We start from the raw sequence: 16,512 nt of genomic DNA, 5'->3' as shown, positions 1-16,512 counted from the left end.
ATGGATTCGAAGATCATGACCGCGCTCGGCGATCGCGTATTGGAGCTCGGGCCGCAGCCCGCTCCGGACGGCCGCTACAAGCACTTCAAGCTGACGCGCGATGCCGACGGCGTCGCCTGGCTGCTGTTCGACCGTGCCGATTCCAGCGCCAACACGCTCTCTTCCGACGTGATGGAGGAGTTCGACGCAGTGCTCGCGGCGATCGAGACCGAGCGTCCGGCCGGTCTCGTGATCCGCTCGGCAAAACCCTCCGGCTTCATTGCCGGCGCCGACGTCAACGAATTCCGCGGCGCCAGCGATGCCGAGACGGTGGAGACACGCATCCGCGCCGCGCATGCGGTGGTGGATCATCTGGAAGCGCTCAAGCTGCCGACGGTCGCAGTGATCCACGGCTTCTGCCTCGGCGGCGGGCTCGAGGTCGCGCTGGCCTGCCAGTCGCGCATCGCCATCGACGGCGCGCGCTTCGGCTTCCCGGAGGTGATGCTCGGCCTGCATCCCGGCCTCGGCGGCACCGCGCGTTTCACGGCGCTGGTCAATCCCACGCAGTCGATGGCGCTGATGCTCACGGGGCGCACCATCGATGCGCGCCGCGCCAAATCGCTCGGCCTGGTCGATAGCGTGACGCAGGAGCGCCATGTCCGGGGCGCCGTGAAGGACGCGCTGTTCGGCCGCCTGAAGCGCGCGCGTCCAGGCGTCCTGACACGCGCGGCCAATTTCGGCACCGTGCGCGGGCTGCTCGCAAAACGCATGCGCTCGGAGGCGGCGAAGGCCGCGTCCCGCGAGCATTATCCGGCGCCTTACGCGCTGATCGATCTCTGGGAGAGGCATGGCGGCAGCAAGGCTGCGATGCTGAAGGCCGAGCAGGCATCATTTGCCAAGCTGATGGTGACGCCGACCGCGCAGAATTTGATCAGGGTCTTCTTCCTGCGCGAGCAGATGAAGAAGGTGGCCGGAAGCGGCAACGCGATCAAGCACGTCCATGTCATCGGCGCCGGCGCCATGGGCGGCGACATCGCGGCCTGGTGTGCGGGACAGGGGCTGCGCGTCTCGCTCGCCGACATGAAGGCGGAGCCGATCGCAGGCGCTGTGAAGCGTGCCGCCGAGCTCTACGGCAAGATCATCCGAAAAGCCACCGAGGTGCGCGACGCGCTCGATCGCCTGATTCCGGATATGGACGGGGAGGGCGTCCGCAACGCCGATCTGATCATCGAGGCCGTGCCGGAAAAGCTCGAGCTGAAGCAGAAGGTCTATGCCGGCCTCGAACCACGCATGAAGCCGGGCGCGATCCTTGCGACCAACACGTCCAGCATTCCGCTGCAGGATCTGCGGACCACGCTGGCGCGGCCGGAGCGGCTGGTCGGCCTGCATTTCTTCAATCCGGTGTCGCGCCTGCAGCTGGTCGAGGTCGTCGGCCATGACGGCAACGCCCCCGATGTGCTGAAAGAAGCGCTCGCCTTTGTCGGCGCTATCGATCGCCTGCCGCTGGCCGTCAAGAGCTCGCCCGGCTTCCTCGTCAACCGCGCGCTGACGCCCTACATGCTGGAGGCGATGGTGATGCTGGACGAGAAGATCGACCAGCGCCTGATCGATGCTGCCGCCGAACAGTTCGGTATGCCGATTGGACCGATCGAGCTCGCCGATCAGGTCGGTCTCGACATCTGCCTCGACGTCGGCGACATGCTGCGCGCCAAGTTCGGCGACCTCCTGCCGCCGACGCCGGCCTGGCTGCGCGAGAAGGTCACCAAGGGCGAGCTCGGCCGCAAGACCGGCAAGGGTTTTTACACCTGGAAGGACGGCAAGGCCGAGAAGGCACCGCTGCCCGAAACCGGCCCGCGCGTCACCGACCAGATGATCGACCGCCTGGTGCTGCCGATGTCCAATGTCTGCGTCGCGGCGCTTCGCGAGGGCATCGTCGATGACCCCGATGCCGTCGATGGCGCCATGATCTTCGGCACAGGTTATGCGCCGTTCCGCGGCGGCCCGCTGAACTATGCGCGCACGCGCGGCGTGGAAAATATTGTATCCACGCTGCGCGCGCTGGCCGAACGATTCGGCGGACGCTTCGCGCCCGATCCGGGCTGGGATAATTTCAAGTGAGAGCGATATGAACGAAAAGTCCGACGCCGCGCCGCGCGGCGATCTCTGCATCCGCACGCTGGCGATGCCCGCTGACACCAATGCCAACGGCGACATCTTCGGCGGCTGGCTGCTCAGCCAGATGGACGTCGGTGGCGGCGTGTTTGCTTCAAAGGTCGCGAAGTCGCGCACCGTGACGGTGGCGATCGAGGCCATGAATTTTCGCAAAGCGGTGTATGTCGGCGATCTCGTCTCGGTTTATGCCAATCTCGTGCGCGTCGGGCGCACGTCAATGACCGTGCATCTCGAAGCCTGGGCGCTGCGTCGCGGCGAGGAGCATCCGTTCCTGGTCACCGACGGCAATTTTACCTACGTCTCGATCGACGAGCACGGCCGGCCACAGGAAGTGCGCGCCCCTGACGCGTCGATCGCGACGTAAGCGCGCGCGGCGGACGACTGCGCGGCATCTCGTCCGCATCCGTCGCGGCTTCGCCAAGAACAGGTCATAAAACGGATGAGGTCCCGGCGTACTCAATTGCGTGTCGATTCGGGGTGGAAACGGCCTCAAATGCCCAGGAACCTTTGGGCCTGGATGCCGTTATCTGCGCGCACTGAGGACTTCACGGACCATGCCGGACAGCTACATCATCGAAGTTAATTCGCAGACCGCAGGTATCGTCGTTCGTTCCCAAGGAGGCTATTGCTTCTTCGCCTCGTCGCACCGCTTCAACCGCCTCGAAGGCCAACTCTTCCGCAACCCCCGCGAAGCCGAGCGCGCTGCGCGCAAGCTGGTCAACGGCGATGTGAAGGAGGCGGCGTAAGCGTCGCATCCGTCATTTCGGGGCGCGCGAAGCGTGGTCGGAATTTTTTGCAGCCCTTGATGCGGCTGCATTTTCCTTCCCTCATGTTCGCCGAAGCCTTGGCGAAGGCGGACATGAGCGGAGAGGGTGGGCGGTCACATCACAATTTCGTCGCGGCGCGCGACAAGAGCTTCCACTCGTCGCCCTGCTTCTGCCAATTCATCAGGATGTGAAGATTGGTCGACACTTTCTTCCCATCGGCCGCCATCTCCTGCTCGCCCAGCCAGTGGAAGCGCACGATCGCGGCGGGACCGACCACCTTGATGGTGGGGTCCTTGTATTCGATCGACAGGAATTTCGATTTGCCGTCGGTGGCGTTGGCGATGAAGGTCGCCTTGTCCTCGACCTTGCCGCTGGAATGGCTGTAGCTGAGATCGTCCCAGCACAGCGCGCCGAGCGCCTTCGGGTCGGCCGCGATCTGGGCGAGGCGGAAGGCCTCGACCTTCTTCGCCACGGCTTCTTCGTCCGCCGATGCGGCGAACGCAGGTGATGTGAGCGCAAGCGCCGAGACGGCGAGGGTCGAGAGAGCGAGGTCGCGTCGGTTGATCGTCATCGTTTCCTCCTTTTTGGTCTTGCACCGAGTGTTGCAGCCGCGCGCCACTTTGTCGAGTGGCGCATTGTCGTCATGTGGATGCGTCATTGCGCGATGGAGGCCATATTGATACGTGTCGCGCATCGATGCGTCGCGCATTTTAGAAAGTACGGAAATGATCGAGGCCAAACCGGGGACGATGGGCAGGGCATTGCTGTTCGACGTCGATGGCACGCTCGCCGACACCGACCCGTTGCACTTGAAGGCCTTCAACCAGGTGCTCGGCCCGCACGGCCATGTCTTCGACCACGCGCGCTTCTCCAGGGAGCTGCAAGGCTTCGCCAACGTCGCAATTGGCGAGCGCTTTCTGTCCCACGAGGCGCCGGAGCGGCGCACCCTGATTCTCGACGAGAAGGAGGAGGTCTTCCGCACGCTGGCTGCCGGGCAGATCGCGCCGCTGCCGGGTCTGATGGCGCTGCTCGACCGGGCCGACAGCGCCGGCATTCCCATGGTCGCCGTGACCAACGCGCCGCGTCTCAACGCCGAGCTGCTGCTGTCCGGCCTCGGCATCACGCACCGTTTCAGGGCGCTCGTGATCGGCGCCGAGTTGCCGCACGGCAAGCCGCATCCGCTGCCTTATCAAGAGGGGCTGCGGTTCGTCGGCGCGAGGCCGGAGGCTTCGATCGCATTCGAGGACTCCCGCACGGGCGTGCAATCCGCCGCAGCGGCCGGCATTCCGACCATCGGCATCCGCACCAGCCTCAGCCATGCTGACCTGGTTGCGTCAGGCGCGGTCGCCTCCGCCAGCGCCTATGACGATCCGGAACTGCTTGCGCGTCTCTCCGCCGCGATGGCGTGGTGAGGCCATCCGTTAACCGTGATCGGCGTGTGCATTGACCGGACGCGCGAACCGCCGCACCATGCGGCATTCTGATTTGAGGCCATTGCCGTGACCGGACTGACCCACCGCCAAGCCGAAATCCTCAACATCGCGCGCGCGTCCGGCCGTGTCACGGTCGAGGAACTCGCGCGCAAGTTCGAGGTCTCGGCGCAGACCATCCGCAAGGACCTCAACGATCTCTGCGAACGGAGATCGCTGACCCGCATCCATGGCGGCGCCATCATCGCCTCCGGCGTGGAAAACCTAGCCTACGAGGCGCGCCGCTTCGTGGCCGCGGATGAGAAGAAAGCCATTGGTGCCGCCGCCGCCTCGCTGATCCCGAACGGCTGCTCGCTGTTCATCAACATCGGCACCACGACCGAGGAGGTGGCAAGCGCGCTGACCTCGCACGAGGATCTCCTCGTCATCACCAACAATCTCAACGTCGCCATGCTGCTCTACCGCCATCCCCGCATCGAGGTGGTGGTCGCAGGTGGCACGGTCCGCCGCGCCGACGGCGCCGTGGTCGGTTCGACCGCGACGCAGCTGATCGGCCAGTTCAAGGTCGACTATGCCATCATCGGCGCGTCCGCGATCGACGAGGAAGGCGCGCTGCTCGACTTCGACTATCGCGAGGTGCAGGTGGCGCAGGCCATCATCGCCAATGCCCGCAGCGTCATGCTGGTTGCCGATTCGACAAAGCTCCGGCGCAGCGCGCCGGTGCGCATCGCCCACATCACCCAGATCCAGACCTTCGTCACCGACCAGGAGCTTCCCGAGCGCCTCGCCACCATCTGCCACAGCAAGGGCATCGAGGTGGTGGAGGCGATGCCGAAGGGAGCGGATATCGACGACACCCAGACCGATGCGCAGGACGCGGCGCCGGTCGTGCGGTTGAGATAGCGGCCTAAGCTTCGTCCCACGGGTTGAGTAGCGGCACGCCGAAGGGGGCAAAATCCTTCGTATTGCGCGTGACGAGCGTGAGGCTGTTCGTGAGCGCCGTGGCCGCAAAGAAGCCGTCCATAACAGACAATGCGACGCCGCTTCTGCGGCTCTGGGCCATCAGGTCGCCCCAGCGCTCGGCCACGGCGTGATCGATCGGCAGGACTCGTCGGGCGAACCGCGCCGGCAGATCGTTGGCAAGCCAGGCGGCCAGCGCGGTGCGCCGCCGGCCCTCCTCCAGCAATGCGATGCCGCGGCGAAGCTCAGCGATTGATGCAACGCTGATGAACGCACGGTCCTCGTCGATCGTATCGAGCCACGCCAGGACTTTCGGCGAAGGCGCAGGCCGCTGAACCTCGGACAGCACGTTGGTGTCGAGCAGCAGGTTCACGGCATTTCGTCGCGTGGCGTGTCGTGCACGCGATCGAGCTCAAGCTCGGCGCCGCGCAGTGGCGAGGCGAGCAGGAATTCGGCGAGGGTGCCCTTGCGCGCTGTCTTGCGCGCCCATTCCTCGGCGGAAACCACCACCGCATTGGGCTTGCCGTGTCGGGTGATGACCTGCGGTCCGGTTTGAGCGCGGTCGATGACCTCCGACAACCGCGCCTTGGCATTGGCGAGCGTCCAGGTGTCATCAATCGGAAGGGACTCACGTGCAGGGTTGTTATCGATCATGAAGCAGAAACCAATATGACTATTATGACTATAATTCTGCATCGCTGACGTTCAAGGGTGCGTCCGCCTCGAATCGCAGCTCCGAACTGCTTCATTTCCGGTCCAATTGCTCGCCAAAAAAAGTTCCTCTTTCACTTCGCTTCCCCTCTCTTTCATCTTGCTTTCGTTTTTTGGTGTGATCTAATCAAAAACGAAAGTAGTCGCTCGAGGAACGAGCGGTCGCCGGGGGATGCGTCTGTTGGAGCGTATTTTCGACCTCGCCATCATTGGAGGCGGTGTTAACGGCTGCGGCATCGCGCGCGACGCGGTGGGCCGCGGCAACACGGTTTTCCTGTGTGAAATGAACGATCTGGCGAGCGGGACGTCGTCCTGGTCGACCAAGCTGGTGCACGGCGGCCTGCGCTATCTCGAATATTACGAGTTTCGGCTGGTCCGCGAGGCGCTGATCGAGCGAGAAATCCTCTGGGGCATCGCGCCCCACATCATCCGGCCCCTACGTTTCGTCTTGCCGCATCACGCCGGGTTGCGCCCCGCCTGGCTGCTGCGCCTCGGTCTCTTCCTTTATGACCATATCGGGGGCCGGCACCTGCTGCCGGCCACCCGTTCGGTCGATCTTCGGCGTGACGAGGTCGGCAAGCCGCTGATCCCGAATCGCTACAGCCGCGCGTTCGAATACTCGGACTGCTTCGTCGACGACGCCCGCCTTGTCGTGCTCAACGCGCGCGATGCCGCCGACAAGGGCGCGGAGATCCGCACCCGCACCCGCGCCACCGAGATCCGCCAGTCCGACGGCATCTGGACCGTCGGCATGGTCAACACGCTGACCGGCGCGCGCTCGTCGATCCGGGCGAAGGCCTTGGTCAATGCCGGCGGCCCCTGGGTCGAGGACGTGCTCGGCCGCGGCGCCGGCGTCAACTCCAAAGCCAAGGTACGCCTGGTGCAGGGCTCGCATATCGTGGTCAAGAAGCTCTACGACCACGACCGCGCCTACATGTTCCAGAATGCTGACGGGCGCATCATCTTCGTGATTCCTTATCAGGACGATTTCACGCTGATCGGCACGACGGACCGGGATTATGACGGCGATCCTGCCAAGGTGAAGGCGACGCCGGAGGAGATCCAGTATCTCTGCACGGCGGCGAGCGAGTATCTGGCGAAACCCGTCACGTCCGATGACGTGGTCTGGACCTATTCCGGCGTGCGACCGCTTTATGACGATGGCGCCAACGAGGCCAAAGCCGCGACGCGCGATTACGTGTTCGAGCTCGATACCCCCGGTGGCGTGCCGCTGCTGTCGATCTACGGCGGCAAGATCACCACCTATCGGCGCCTCGCCGAAGAGGCGCTGGAGCGGCTCGCGCCCTATCTTCGCAGTGCAAAAGCGCGCGAGGGCTGGACCGGCAAATGGCCACTGCCCGGCGGCGACATGGGCGTGTCCGATGTCGACGGCCTGGTCGCCGAGCTTCAGCGCGGCTATCCCTTCCTCAGCCATGAGCATGCACGCCGCCTTGCGCGCGCCTACGGCACCAGGGCGATCAAGCTGCTCGGTGACGCCAAATCGGCCGCCGATCTCGGCCAGGTCTTCGGTGCGACGCTGACCGAGCGCGAGGTGCGCTATCTCATCGCCAATGAATGGGCGGTCACGGCCGAGGACATCGTCTGGCGCCGTTCCAAGCTCGGCCTGCGACTAAGTGCCGACGAGATCGCAGCGCTTGACGACTGGATCAGGACCCACGCTGTGCAGCAAAGTCCACTGCTGGAAGCAGGAGGACGCCCATGAGCGTGACACTCGATCACGTCACCCGGACCGTCGACGGCATCGCGCATATCCGCGACGTCTCGCTGACGCTCGAGAGCGGCACGCTCAACGTGCTGCTCGGACCGACGCTGTCGGGCAAAACCTCGATCATGCGGCTGCTCGCCGGCCTCGATAAGCCGACGACGGGCAGGGTGCTGGTTGGTGGCAAGGACGTCACCGGCGCCGACGTGCGCGAGCGGTCGGTCGCGATGGTCTACCAGCAATTCATCAACTACCCCTCGCTCACGGTCTATGAGAACATCGCCTCGCCCCTGCGCGTGCAGGGCAAGCCGCGCGAGGAGATCGAGAAGCGCGTGGCCGAGGCGGCAAAGCTGCTGCGGCTCGAGCCGTTCCTCAAGCGCACGCCGCTCCAGCTCTCCGGCGGCCAGCAGCAGCGCACCGCGATCGCGCGCGCGCTGGTCAAGGGCGCCGATCTCGTGCTGCTCGACGAGCCGCTCGCCAATCTTGACTACAAGCTGCGCGAAGAGCTGCGCGCCGAGCTTCCGCGCATTTTCGAGGCCTCGGGCGCGATCTTCGTCTATGCCACCACGGAGCCGACCGAGGCGCTGCTGCTCGGCGGCAACACGGTCTGTATGTGGGAAGGGCAGGCGCTGCAGATGGGCGAGACCGCCAATGTCTACCGCCGGCCGCAGACCTTGCGCGTCGCGCAGGTCTTCTCCGATCCGCCGCTCAATCTGGTCGGCATCGAGAAGAGGAACGGCTCTGTGCTATATGCCGGCGGCACGGCCTCGCCGGCCTCCGGCCTCTATTCCTCGCTCGCCGATGGCACCTATCGCGTCGGCTTCCGCGCCCATCAGCTTGGGCTTGCCGATGGCGAGGCCGACCGCCATGCCTTCCACGCCACTGTTACGGTGACCGAGATCACCGGTTCGGAGAGTTTCGTGCATCTGACCCGCGACGGATCGAACTGGGTGGCGGTGCTGCACGGCGTGCACGAGTTCGAGCCCGGCCAGACCATCCTCGATGCCGTGCTTGATCCCAACGATGTGTTTGTGTTCGATGCGGCTGACCGCCTGGTCGCCGCTCCGGGCCCTATAGCGTTTTCAAGCGAAGTGCCTAGCGGTTCGCGTGAAGAAAACGCGTCAAAGAAAAAAGCTTGAGGGAGATGCGCCATGGCCCGCATTGACCTCGTCGATCTCGCCCATTCCTACGGCGGCAATGATGCGCCGCAGGAAAGCTTTGCGCTGAAGCCGGTGACCATGACCTGGCGGCAGGGCGGCGCCTATGCGCTGCTTGGCCCGTCCGGTTGCGGCAAGACCACGCTGCTCAATGTGATCTCGGGCATCATCACGCCCTCGCGCGGCAAGATCCTGTTCGACGGCAAGGACATCACGCCGCTGTCGACCCAGAAGCGCAACATCGCCCAGGTGTTCCAGTTTCCGGTCATCTACGACACCATGACCGTCGGGCAGAATCTGGCATTTCCGCTGAAGAACCGCGGCGTACCGAAGGCCGAGATCGACAAGCGCGTCGCCGAGATCGGCCGCCTGCTCGACCTCGAGCCCTATCTGAACCGCAAGGCCACGCGTCTCACCGCCGACGCCAAGCAGAAGATCTCGCTCGGCCGTGGCCTCGTCCGCTCCGACGTTGCCGCCGTGCTGTTCGACGAACCACTGACGGTGATCGATCCCGAGCTGAAATGGCAGCTGCGCTCCAAGCTGAAGGCGCTGCATCGCGAGCTCGACCTCACGATGATCTACGTCACCCATGACCAAACCGAGGCGCTGACCTTCGCCGACACCGTCGTCGTCATGCATGACGGCCGCGTGGTGCAGAGCGGCACGCCGGCCGAGCTGTTCGACAAGCCGGCACACACCTTCGTCGGTTACTTCATCGGCTCGCCCGGCATGAACATCCTGCCGGCGGAGGTGAGGGGACGCGAGGCCAGGGTCGACGGCCACATCATCGCGCTCAACCGCGCCTACGACAATCTTCCGGCGGGTGCCAAGATCGAGATCGGCGTGCGCCCCGAATTCGTCGAGGCCGTCATGCCCGCGCCAGGCCTGCTCAGCGCGAAGATCGAACGCATCGACGATCTCGGCCGCATCCGCTTCGCGCGCGTGCGTGTTGGCGATGCCAAACTCGCGGCGCGCGCGCCGGCGGGCTTCACCTCATCCGACAGCACGGCCGGGCTCAAATTCGATCCGTCGCATGTCCACGTCTATGCCGACAGCCTTCTGGTGGAGGGAGCCGCCTGATGGACAAGACCGTCAACCAAAAAGCCTGGTTCCTGGTGCTGCCGGTGTTCTTGGTGGTCGCCTTCTCGGCGGTGCTGCCGCTGATGACGGTGGTGAACTATTCGATGCAGGATACCTTCGGCAACAACCAATTCTTCTGGAACGGTGTCGGCTGGTTCAAGGAGCTGCTCGACCCCTCGACCGATCTCGGCGGCCGCTTCCTCGCCTCGCTCGGGCGAAACCTATTCTTCTCGATGGTGATCCTCGCGATCGAGGTGCCGCTCGGCATCGTCGTCGCGCTGTCGATGCCGCGCCAGGGCTGGACCGTCGCGGCCTGCCTCATCATCCTCGCGCTGCCGCTCCTGATTCCGTGGAACGTGGTCGGCACGATCTGGCAGATCTTCGGCCGGCCCGATATCGGCCTGCTCGGCTACGTGCTGAACGCCATCGGCATCGACTATAACTACGTCTCCAACGAGATCGACGCCTGGGTCACCGTCATCGTGATGGACGTCTGGCACTGGACCAGCCTCGTCGCGCTGCTCTGCTATGCCGGCCTGAAGTCGATCCCGGATGCCTACTACCAGGCGGCCCAGATCGACGGCGCCTCGCGCTGGGCGGTGTTCAAGGCGATCCAGCTGCCGAAGATGAACCGGGTGCTGCTGATCGCGGTGCTGCTGCGCTTCATGGACAGCTTCATGATCTACACCGAGCCGTTCGTCGTCACCGGCGGCGGACCCGGCAACTCCACCACTTTCGTGTCGATCGAGCTGGTCAAGATCGCGCTCGGCCAGTTCGACCTCGGCAAGGCCGCCGCGCTGTCGCTGGTCTACAATCTGATCATTCTGATCGTGTGCTGGATCTTCTACACCGTCATGACCAATGCCGGCGTCGAACGAAAGGTCCAGGCGGAGAGCGAGCCGGCGGTGGAGCCCAAGCCTTCGGCCGCGCTGAAGCCCGTACCCGCGCTCAAGCCAAAGGAAGGAGTGGCCTGATGCATTCGATTCCCGGCCGCCGCCTCATCATGGGGCTGTTCCTGGTCTTCCTGCTGCTGCCGATCTACTGGCTCGTCAATATGAGCTTCAAGACAAACAGCGAGATCGTCTCGACAATGACGCTGTGGCCGCACACGCCGACCTTGCAGCACTACAAGCGCATCTTCACCGACGAGAGCTGGTATTCCGGCTACATCAACTCGTTGGAATACGTCGTTCTCAACACCATCATCTCGATCTCGGTGGCGCTGCCGGCGGCCTACGCCTTCTCGCGCTATCGCTTCCTCGGCGACAAGCATTTGTTCTTCTGGCTGCTGTCGAACCGCATGGCGCCGGCCGCGGTCTATGCGCTGCCGTTCTTCAACCTCTATTCGGCGATCGGCCTGTTCGATACGCCCTGGGCGGTGGCGCTCGCGCATTGCATCTTCAACGTTCCGCTCGCGGTGTGGATCCTCGAGGGCTTCGTCTCCGGTGTGCCGCGCGAGATCGACGAGACCGCCTTCCTCGACGGCTATTCCTTCCCGCGCTTCTTCATCAAGATCCTGGTGCCGCTGATTGCGAGCGGCATCGGCGTCGCCGCCTTCTTCTGCTTCATGTTCTCCTGGGTGGAGCTGCTGCTCGCACGCACGCTGACCTCGGTGCAGGCCAAGCCCATCGCCGCGATCATGACGCGCACGGTGTCGGCCGCCGGCATGGACTGGGGCTTGCTTGCGGCGGCCGGCGTGCTCACCATCATTCCGGGCGCGCTGGTGATCTGGTTCGTCCGCAACTACATCGCGCGGGGCTTCGCGCTCGGCCGGGTCTGACCCCATGATCCCGAAAAGTGAAAACCGGTTTTCGGACCAGGTCATGCGCAAGGAGTAAGAGCTATGGAATCCATCGCATGGATGGCCTGGACGCTGCCGACCGCTATCTTCTTCGCCGCGCTCGCCTGCACGCTGGCGGTGATGACGTGGCTCGCCGCGGTCTACCCCGAAACCGAGCGTGTCGGCGTGCTCAGCATTCCGACCACGCGCGGCGATCGCCTGTTCATCTCGCTGATCGCGGCCGCCGTGATCCATCTGCTCTGGATCGGCCTCGTCGGCACCGACGCGATCGCGACGCTGCCGGTCGGCGAGGAGGGTTTTGAAATCTCGAGCCTGTGGCTCGCATCAGGAATTTCGCTGGTCACGGCCGCGCTCATTTTCCGCACGGTCTGAAGCTCGCGAAGGGACGGCCAGATCCGGGATCTAACCCGGGCCTGTATAAAAGTTTGTCGCTGCAACGGAGGAACAACATGCGACAGTTTAGGAGAAGGAAAGGTCCATTGACCAAGAGCAGCTTTCTGACCATGTCCAGCGCCGCCGCGATCGTCGCGGTGTCGTTCGCCGTCTCGGCGCCGGTCCGCGCCGCCGACGAGGCCGTGATCCAGAAGTGGATCGCGGAATTCCAGCCCTCGACGCTGTCGAAGGAAGACCAGAAGAAGGAGCTGGAGTGGTTCGCCAAGGCGGCCGAGCCGTTCAAGGGCATGGAGATCAACGTCGTCTCCGAGACCATCACCACCCACGAATACGAGTCGCAGACGCTGGCCAAGGCGTTCTCCGAACTCACCGGCATCAAGCTCAAGCACGACCTGATCCAGGAAGGTGACGTCGTCGAGAAGCTGCAGACCCAGATGCAGTCCGGCAAGAACGTCTATGACGGCTGGATCAACGACAGCGACCTGATCGGTACCCACTTCCGCTACGGCCAGACCGTGATCCTGTCGGATTACATGACCGGCGAAGGCAAGGACGTCACCGACCCGATGCTCGACGTCAACGACTTCATCGGCAAGTCGTTCACCACGGCGCCGGACGGCAAGCTCTATCAGCTGCCCGACCAGCAGTTCGCCAACCTCTACTGGTTCCGCTACGACTGGTTCACCAACCCCGACTACAAGGCCAAGTTCAAGGCCAAGTACGGCTACGAGCTCGGCGTGCCCGTGAACTGGTCCGCCTACGAGGACATCGCCGAGTTCTTCACCAACGACATCAAGGAGATCAACGGCGTCAAGGTCTACGGCCATATGGACTATGGCAAGAAGGACCCCTCGCTGGGATGGCGCTTTACCGACGCCTGGCTGTCGATGGCCGGCAACGGTGACAAGGGCATTCCGAACGGTCTGCCGGTCGACGAGTGGGGCATCCGCATGGAAGGCTGCCGCCCGGTCGGCTCCTCGGTCGAGCGTGGTGGCGACACCAACGGTCCGGCCGCGGTCTACTCGATCACCAAATATCTCGAGTGGCTGAAGAAGTATGCGCCGCCGCAGGCGCAGGGCATGACCTTCTCCGAAGCCGGCCCCGTTCCGGCGCAGGGCAACATCGCCCAGCAGATCTTCTGGTACACCGCCTTCACCGCCGACATGGTGAAGCCCGGTCTGCCCGTGGTGAATGAGGACGGTACGCCGAAATGGCGTATGGCTCCGTCGCCGCACGGCGCCTACTGGAAGGAAGGCATGAAGCTCGGCTACCAGGATGCCGGCTCCGCGACGCTGCTGAAGTCGACGCCGGCGGACCGCCGCAAGGCAGCCTGGCTCTATCTCCAGTTCATCGTCTCCAAATCGGTGAGCCTGAAGAAGAGCCATGTCGGTCTCACCTTCATCCGTGAATCCGACATCTGGGACAAGTCGTTCACCGAGCGTGCGCCGAAGCTCGGCGGCCTGATCGAGTTCTACCGCTCGCCCGCGCGCGTGCAGTGGACCCCGACCGGCAACAACGTGCCGGACTATCCGAAGCTCGCCCAGCTGTGGTGGCAGAACATCGGCGATGCGTCGTCCGGTGCGAAGACGCCGCAGCAGGCGATGGACGCTCTCGCGGCGGCCCAGGACTCCGTGATGGAGCGCCTGGAGAAGTCCGGCGTGCAGGGCGCCTGCGGTCCGAAGCTGCACAAGAAGGAGACGGCCGAGTACTGGTTCGCCAAGGCCCAGAAGGACGGCACCATCGCTCCGCAGCGCAAGCTCGCCAACGAGAAGCCGAAGGGCGAGACGGTGGACTACGACACGCTGATCAAGTCGTGGCCGGCGCAGCCCCCGAAGCGCGCGGAAGCGAAGTAAGCGGCGTCTAGCTCGTCAAATGCGAAAGGCCGGGAGCGATCCCGGCCTTTTTTTGCACGCGGCAATCAGTGCGGCATTGCAAGCGCAGCGAAAGTGCCGCTGGTCTCGTCAGTCCCTACGCCTCACCAGATCCTCGATCATCGCCTGCACATGCAGGAGCCACGTCTTTCGTCGTTCCTCGTCCGCAAGATCAACCTGCGTATAGCTCGACAGCGTGTACAGGTTGGCGCGGTAGAAATAGGTCAGCGACAGGATGGACAGGTAGAGGTGAAAGAGATCGCAGTTCGGCCGGAACTCGCGCCGTTCGATGCCGCTCTGCAGCACCCGCTCCAGCATGCCCAGTTGAGTATTGGAGAAACTGCGGCGGATGTTGTTCTTGACGTGACGGCCTTTGAAGAGATTCTCCGTGGCGAGAATGCTCAACAGCTCCGGATGCGCCCAATAGTAGTTCCAATTGAACGCGACCAGCGCCGCAAGCGCCTGGCGCGGGCTGGAAAAATCGAGATCGAGCGCCTCTTCCGATGCGACCAGGTCAGCATAGCAATGCTCGATCACCTGGTGAAACAGCTTCTCCTTGCTCTTGAAATAGTAATAGAGCATCCGGTCGTTGCTCCTGGCGGCCTTGCTGATGCGATCGACCCGCGCACCGCCGTAGCCTTCGCGGGCAAACTCGGCGACGGCTGCATGCAGAATGGCTTCACGGGTCTTATCGGGCGCTCGCGTCCGTCGAACCGTTGATGCCCTTTTCCGCTTGCCAGGCCGCTTGAGGCGGGGGCCGGCCAGAGTGCGGGCTGGCTGCTCTGTGTCGTTGGCCATCATGTATCCCGGGAATCACGGCCAGTAGGATGGCGCCTACCGTTTTTTTGGCAAGGCCGCCGTTACTTCGCCGTTGACAACCATCAGCGCCTGGTATTCGCTATGTAGTAAGTACTACATACACTAGCCGATCCCAATGAAGGGAGGCTGATTTGCGCATTTCGGCTGTTGCGAAGCTTGTTGGACTGGCCTTGACCGCAACCTACGCCGGGGCGTGGGCGGCGGAGCCGCCGCCGATCAAGATCGGCGAGATATCGAGCTATTCAGCTCTCCCGGTCGGCACCCGCGGCTATCGCCAGGGCTGGGAACTCGCACGCGACGAGATCAATCGAAGCGGCGGCGTTCTCGGTCGCAAGCTCGACATCATCGCTCGCGACGACGCCGGCAAGCCGGACGTTGCAATCACCGCCGCCGGGCAGCTTGTCGATGGTGAGCAGGTCGATCTCCTCACCGGCACGATTCTTCCCCATGTCGGACTCGCCGTGGCCGATTTCGCCAAGCAGAGGCGGATATTCTTTCTCGCTTCGCAGCCGCTGACCGATGCGCTCATCTGGGAAAAGGGCAATCGCTATACGTTCAGGCTGCGGCCGAGCACCTATACGCAAGCGTCAATTCTGGCAAAAGAGGCGGCCAAGTTCCCCGCGCGGCGCTGGGCGACGATTGCGCCGAACTACGAGTTTGGCCAAGCCGCGGTGGCCAGTTTCAAAAGCGAATTGAAGCGATTGAAGCCGGAGGTCGAATTCGTCTCCGAACAATGGCCGCCGCTCGGCAAGATCGATGCGGGTGCAGTTGTGCAAGCGATGATGGCGGAGCAGCCCGATGCCATTTTCAACGCGACGTTCGGCGCCGATTTGACGAAATTCGTGCGCGAAGGCACGACGCGCAATGTGTTTGCCAAGCGCGCGGTGGTCAGCATCCTCTCCGGCGAGCCGGAATATCTCGCCCCGCTGAAGGATGAAGCGCCGCCCGGCTGGCTCGTCACCGGGTATCCCTGGAGCGAGATCAAGACCTCGGCGCATGACTCCTTCTTGAAGGTCTATGTTGCGCGTTTCAAGGAGCCTCCGAATATCGGCGCGCTGATCGGCTACACCAACACGCTGGTGCTGGCAAAGGCGATCGAGACGGCCGGCTCGACCAAGACCGACGAGCTGATCAAGGCGATGGAGCATCTCAAGGTCGACACGCCCGTGGGCCCGATTTCCTTCCGGACGATTGATCACCAATCCACCATGGGAGTCTATGTCGGACAGCTCGCGGTGCGGGACGGCCAGGGGGTGATGACGGACTGGCGCTATGTCGACGGCGCCGACTATCAGCCCGCCGACGCCGAGGTGTTGGCCAAGCTGAAGAACTAGAGGTGCCGCATGAACCTGCTTGCTCCGCGTAACAATTGGTATCCGCTCACGTGGTCGCGCAATGTGACGCGCTTGCTCGCGCGACACCGCATTCTCGGCATGGACCTCGTCGTCTATCGCAGCGAAGCAGGTGAGGTGGTTGCACTGGATGATGCCTGCCCGCACCGGCTCGCGCCGTTGTCGATGGGCAAGCTCAAGGGCGATGCGATCGAATGCGGCTATCATGGCATGACGTTTGGCCCGGACGGGCGCTGCATCCGGATTCCCGGCCAGCCGATGATACCGCCGAACGCGCGGGTGCCATCATATCCGCTT

Annotated in this window: 17 protein-coding genes and 1 pseudogene; 14 read left to right on the top strand and 4 right to left on the bottom strand. The window is 63.8% G+C overall.

All coding sequences use genetic code 11. The features are described from left to right. The 3 genes from ACVWY3_RS21300 to ACVWY3_RS21290 all read left to right on the top strand — a co-directional run bounded on the left by ACVWY3_RS21300 (window position 1) and on the right by ACVWY3_RS21290 (window position 2,897). Complete coding sequence (locus ACVWY3_RS21300) at window positions 1-2,097, top strand: 3-hydroxyacyl-CoA dehydrogenase NAD-binding domain-containing protein (protein WP_456840230.1); 2,097 nt, start codon at window positions 1-3, stop codon at window positions 2,095-2,097. Between the two features lie 7 nt (window positions 2,098-2,104). Continuing rightward, the gene (locus ACVWY3_RS21295; protein WP_456840229.1) at window positions 2,105-2,515 is read left to right on the top strand and encodes an acyl-CoA thioesterase; all 411 of its coding nucleotides are present in this window, start codon (window positions 2,105-2,107) and stop codon (window positions 2,513-2,515) included. A gap of 190 nt (window positions 2,516-2,705) precedes the next feature. Then, window positions 2,706-2,897: a hypothetical protein gene (locus ACVWY3_RS21290; protein WP_456840228.1), complete on the top strand. Its 192-nt coding sequence runs from the start codon at window positions 2,706-2,708 to the stop codon at window positions 2,895-2,897. A 139-nt stretch (window positions 2,898-3,036) separates the two neighbouring features. Here ACVWY3_RS21290 and ACVWY3_RS21285 read toward each other — a convergent pair whose 3' ends face one another. Further along, window positions 3,037-3,489: a nuclear transport factor 2 family protein gene (locus ACVWY3_RS21285; RefSeq protein WP_456840227.1), complete on the bottom strand. Its 453-nt coding sequence runs from the start codon at window positions 3,487-3,489 to the stop codon at window positions 3,037-3,039. A 154-nt stretch (window positions 3,490-3,643) separates the two neighbouring features. Here ACVWY3_RS21285 and ACVWY3_RS21280 point away from each other — a divergent pair, with 154 nt between their 5' ends. Together ACVWY3_RS21280 and ACVWY3_RS21275 are read left to right on the top strand one after the other, a co-directional pair. After that, a complete protein-coding gene (locus tag ACVWY3_RS21280) occupies window positions 3,644-4,330 on the top strand; it encodes an HAD family hydrolase (RefSeq protein WP_456840226.1) in 687 nt (228 codons plus the stop codon). Window positions 4,331-4,417: 87 nt separating this feature from the next. After that, window positions 4,418-5,251, top strand: coding sequence for a DeoR/GlpR family DNA-binding transcription regulator (locus ACVWY3_RS21275; protein WP_456840225.1), 834 nt, complete (start codon window positions 4,418-4,420; stop codon window positions 5,249-5,251). A gap of 4 nt (window positions 5,252-5,255) precedes the next feature. On the opposite strand, the gene ACVWY3_RS21270 is transcribed toward ACVWY3_RS21275, so the two are convergent. Then, the gene (locus ACVWY3_RS21270) at window positions 5,256-5,681 is read right to left on the bottom strand and encodes a PIN domain-containing protein (RefSeq protein WP_456840224.1); all 426 of its coding nucleotides are present in this window, start codon (window positions 5,679-5,681) and stop codon (window positions 5,256-5,258) included. After that, window positions 5,678-5,962 carry a type II toxin-antitoxin system Phd/YefM family antitoxin gene (locus ACVWY3_RS21265; RefSeq protein WP_456843414.1) on the bottom strand — a complete coding sequence of 95 codons (285 nt, stop codon included), beginning with the start codon at window positions 5,960-5,962 and terminating at the stop codon, window positions 5,678-5,680. The genes ACVWY3_RS21270 and ACVWY3_RS21265 overlap by 4 nt, the downstream gene beginning before the upstream one ends. A 229-nt stretch (window positions 5,963-6,191) precedes the next feature. Between ACVWY3_RS21265 and glpD the strand changes: the two genes are divergently transcribed. The 7 genes from glpD to ACVWY3_RS21230 all read left to right on the top strand — a co-directional run bounded on the left by glpD (window position 6,192) and on the right by ACVWY3_RS21230 (window position 14,026). Beyond that, complete coding sequence (glpD, locus tag ACVWY3_RS21260) at window positions 6,192-7,742, top strand: glycerol-3-phosphate dehydrogenase (protein WP_456840223.1); 1,551 nt, start codon at window positions 6,192-6,194, stop codon at window positions 7,740-7,742. After that, window positions 7,739-8,881 (top strand): ABC transporter ATP-binding protein, encoded by a 1,143-nt coding sequence (locus tag ACVWY3_RS21255; RefSeq protein WP_456840222.1) that lies wholly within the window; start codon window positions 7,739-7,741, stop codon window positions 8,879-8,881. Before glpD ends, ACVWY3_RS21255 begins: the two co-directional genes overlap by 4 nt. A 12-nt stretch (window positions 8,882-8,893) precedes the next feature. Further along, the gene (locus ACVWY3_RS21250) at window positions 8,894-9,979 is read left to right on the top strand and encodes an ABC transporter ATP-binding protein (protein WP_456840221.1); all 1,086 of its coding nucleotides are present in this window, start codon (window positions 8,894-8,896) and stop codon (window positions 9,977-9,979) included. Further along, window positions 9,979-10,953 (top strand): carbohydrate ABC transporter permease, encoded by a 975-nt coding sequence (locus ACVWY3_RS21245; RefSeq protein ID WP_456840220.1) that lies wholly within the window; start codon window positions 9,979-9,981, stop codon window positions 10,951-10,953. The genes ACVWY3_RS21250 and ACVWY3_RS21245 overlap by 1 nt, the downstream gene beginning before the upstream one ends. Next, the gene (locus ACVWY3_RS21240; RefSeq protein WP_211407701.1) at window positions 10,953-11,759 is read left to right on the top strand and encodes a carbohydrate ABC transporter permease; all 807 of its coding nucleotides are present in this window, start codon (window positions 10,953-10,955) and stop codon (window positions 11,757-11,759) included. Before ACVWY3_RS21245 ends, ACVWY3_RS21240 begins: the two co-directional genes overlap by 1 nt. 63 nt (window positions 11,760-11,822) lie before the next feature. Continuing rightward, window positions 11,823-12,152: a DUF2160 domain-containing protein gene (locus ACVWY3_RS21235; RefSeq protein ID WP_456840219.1), complete on the top strand. Its 330-nt coding sequence runs from the start codon at window positions 11,823-11,825 to the stop codon at window positions 12,150-12,152. A gap of 131 nt (window positions 12,153-12,283) precedes the next feature. Beyond that, the gene (locus tag ACVWY3_RS21230) at window positions 12,284-14,026 is read left to right on the top strand and encodes an ABC transporter substrate-binding protein (RefSeq protein ID WP_456843413.1); all 1,743 of its coding nucleotides are present in this window, start codon (window positions 12,284-12,286) and stop codon (window positions 14,024-14,026) included. Window positions 14,027-14,134: 108 nt separating this feature from the next. Here the strand turns inward: ACVWY3_RS21230 and ACVWY3_RS21225 are convergent, their stop codons facing one another. Then, the gene (locus ACVWY3_RS21225) at window positions 14,135-14,842 is read right to left on the bottom strand and encodes a TetR family transcriptional regulator (protein ID WP_456840218.1); all 708 of its coding nucleotides are present in this window, start codon (window positions 14,840-14,842) and stop codon (window positions 14,135-14,137) included. A gap of 158 nt (window positions 14,843-15,000) precedes the next feature. Between ACVWY3_RS21225 and ACVWY3_RS21220 the strand changes: the two genes are divergently transcribed. Together ACVWY3_RS21220 and ACVWY3_RS21215 are read left to right on the top strand one after the other, a co-directional pair. Beyond that, window positions 15,001-16,197, top strand: a complete 1,197-nt coding sequence (locus ACVWY3_RS21220) for an ABC transporter substrate-binding protein (RefSeq protein ID WP_456843412.1) — start codon at window positions 15,001-15,003, stop codon at window positions 16,195-16,197. Between the two features lie 9 nt (window positions 16,198-16,206). Continuing rightward, window positions 16,207-16,488, top strand: a pseudogene (locus tag ACVWY3_RS21215) (Rieske 2Fe-2S domain-containing protein); the annotation flags it as partial. Between the last annotated feature and the right edge of the window lie 24 nt (window positions 16,489-16,512).

The organism is Bradyrhizobium sp. USDA 4486, assembly GCF_054057995.1.
The sequence above is the reverse complement of the archived record's forward strand: the minus strand, read 5'-3'. Positions and strand labels throughout refer to the sequence as shown.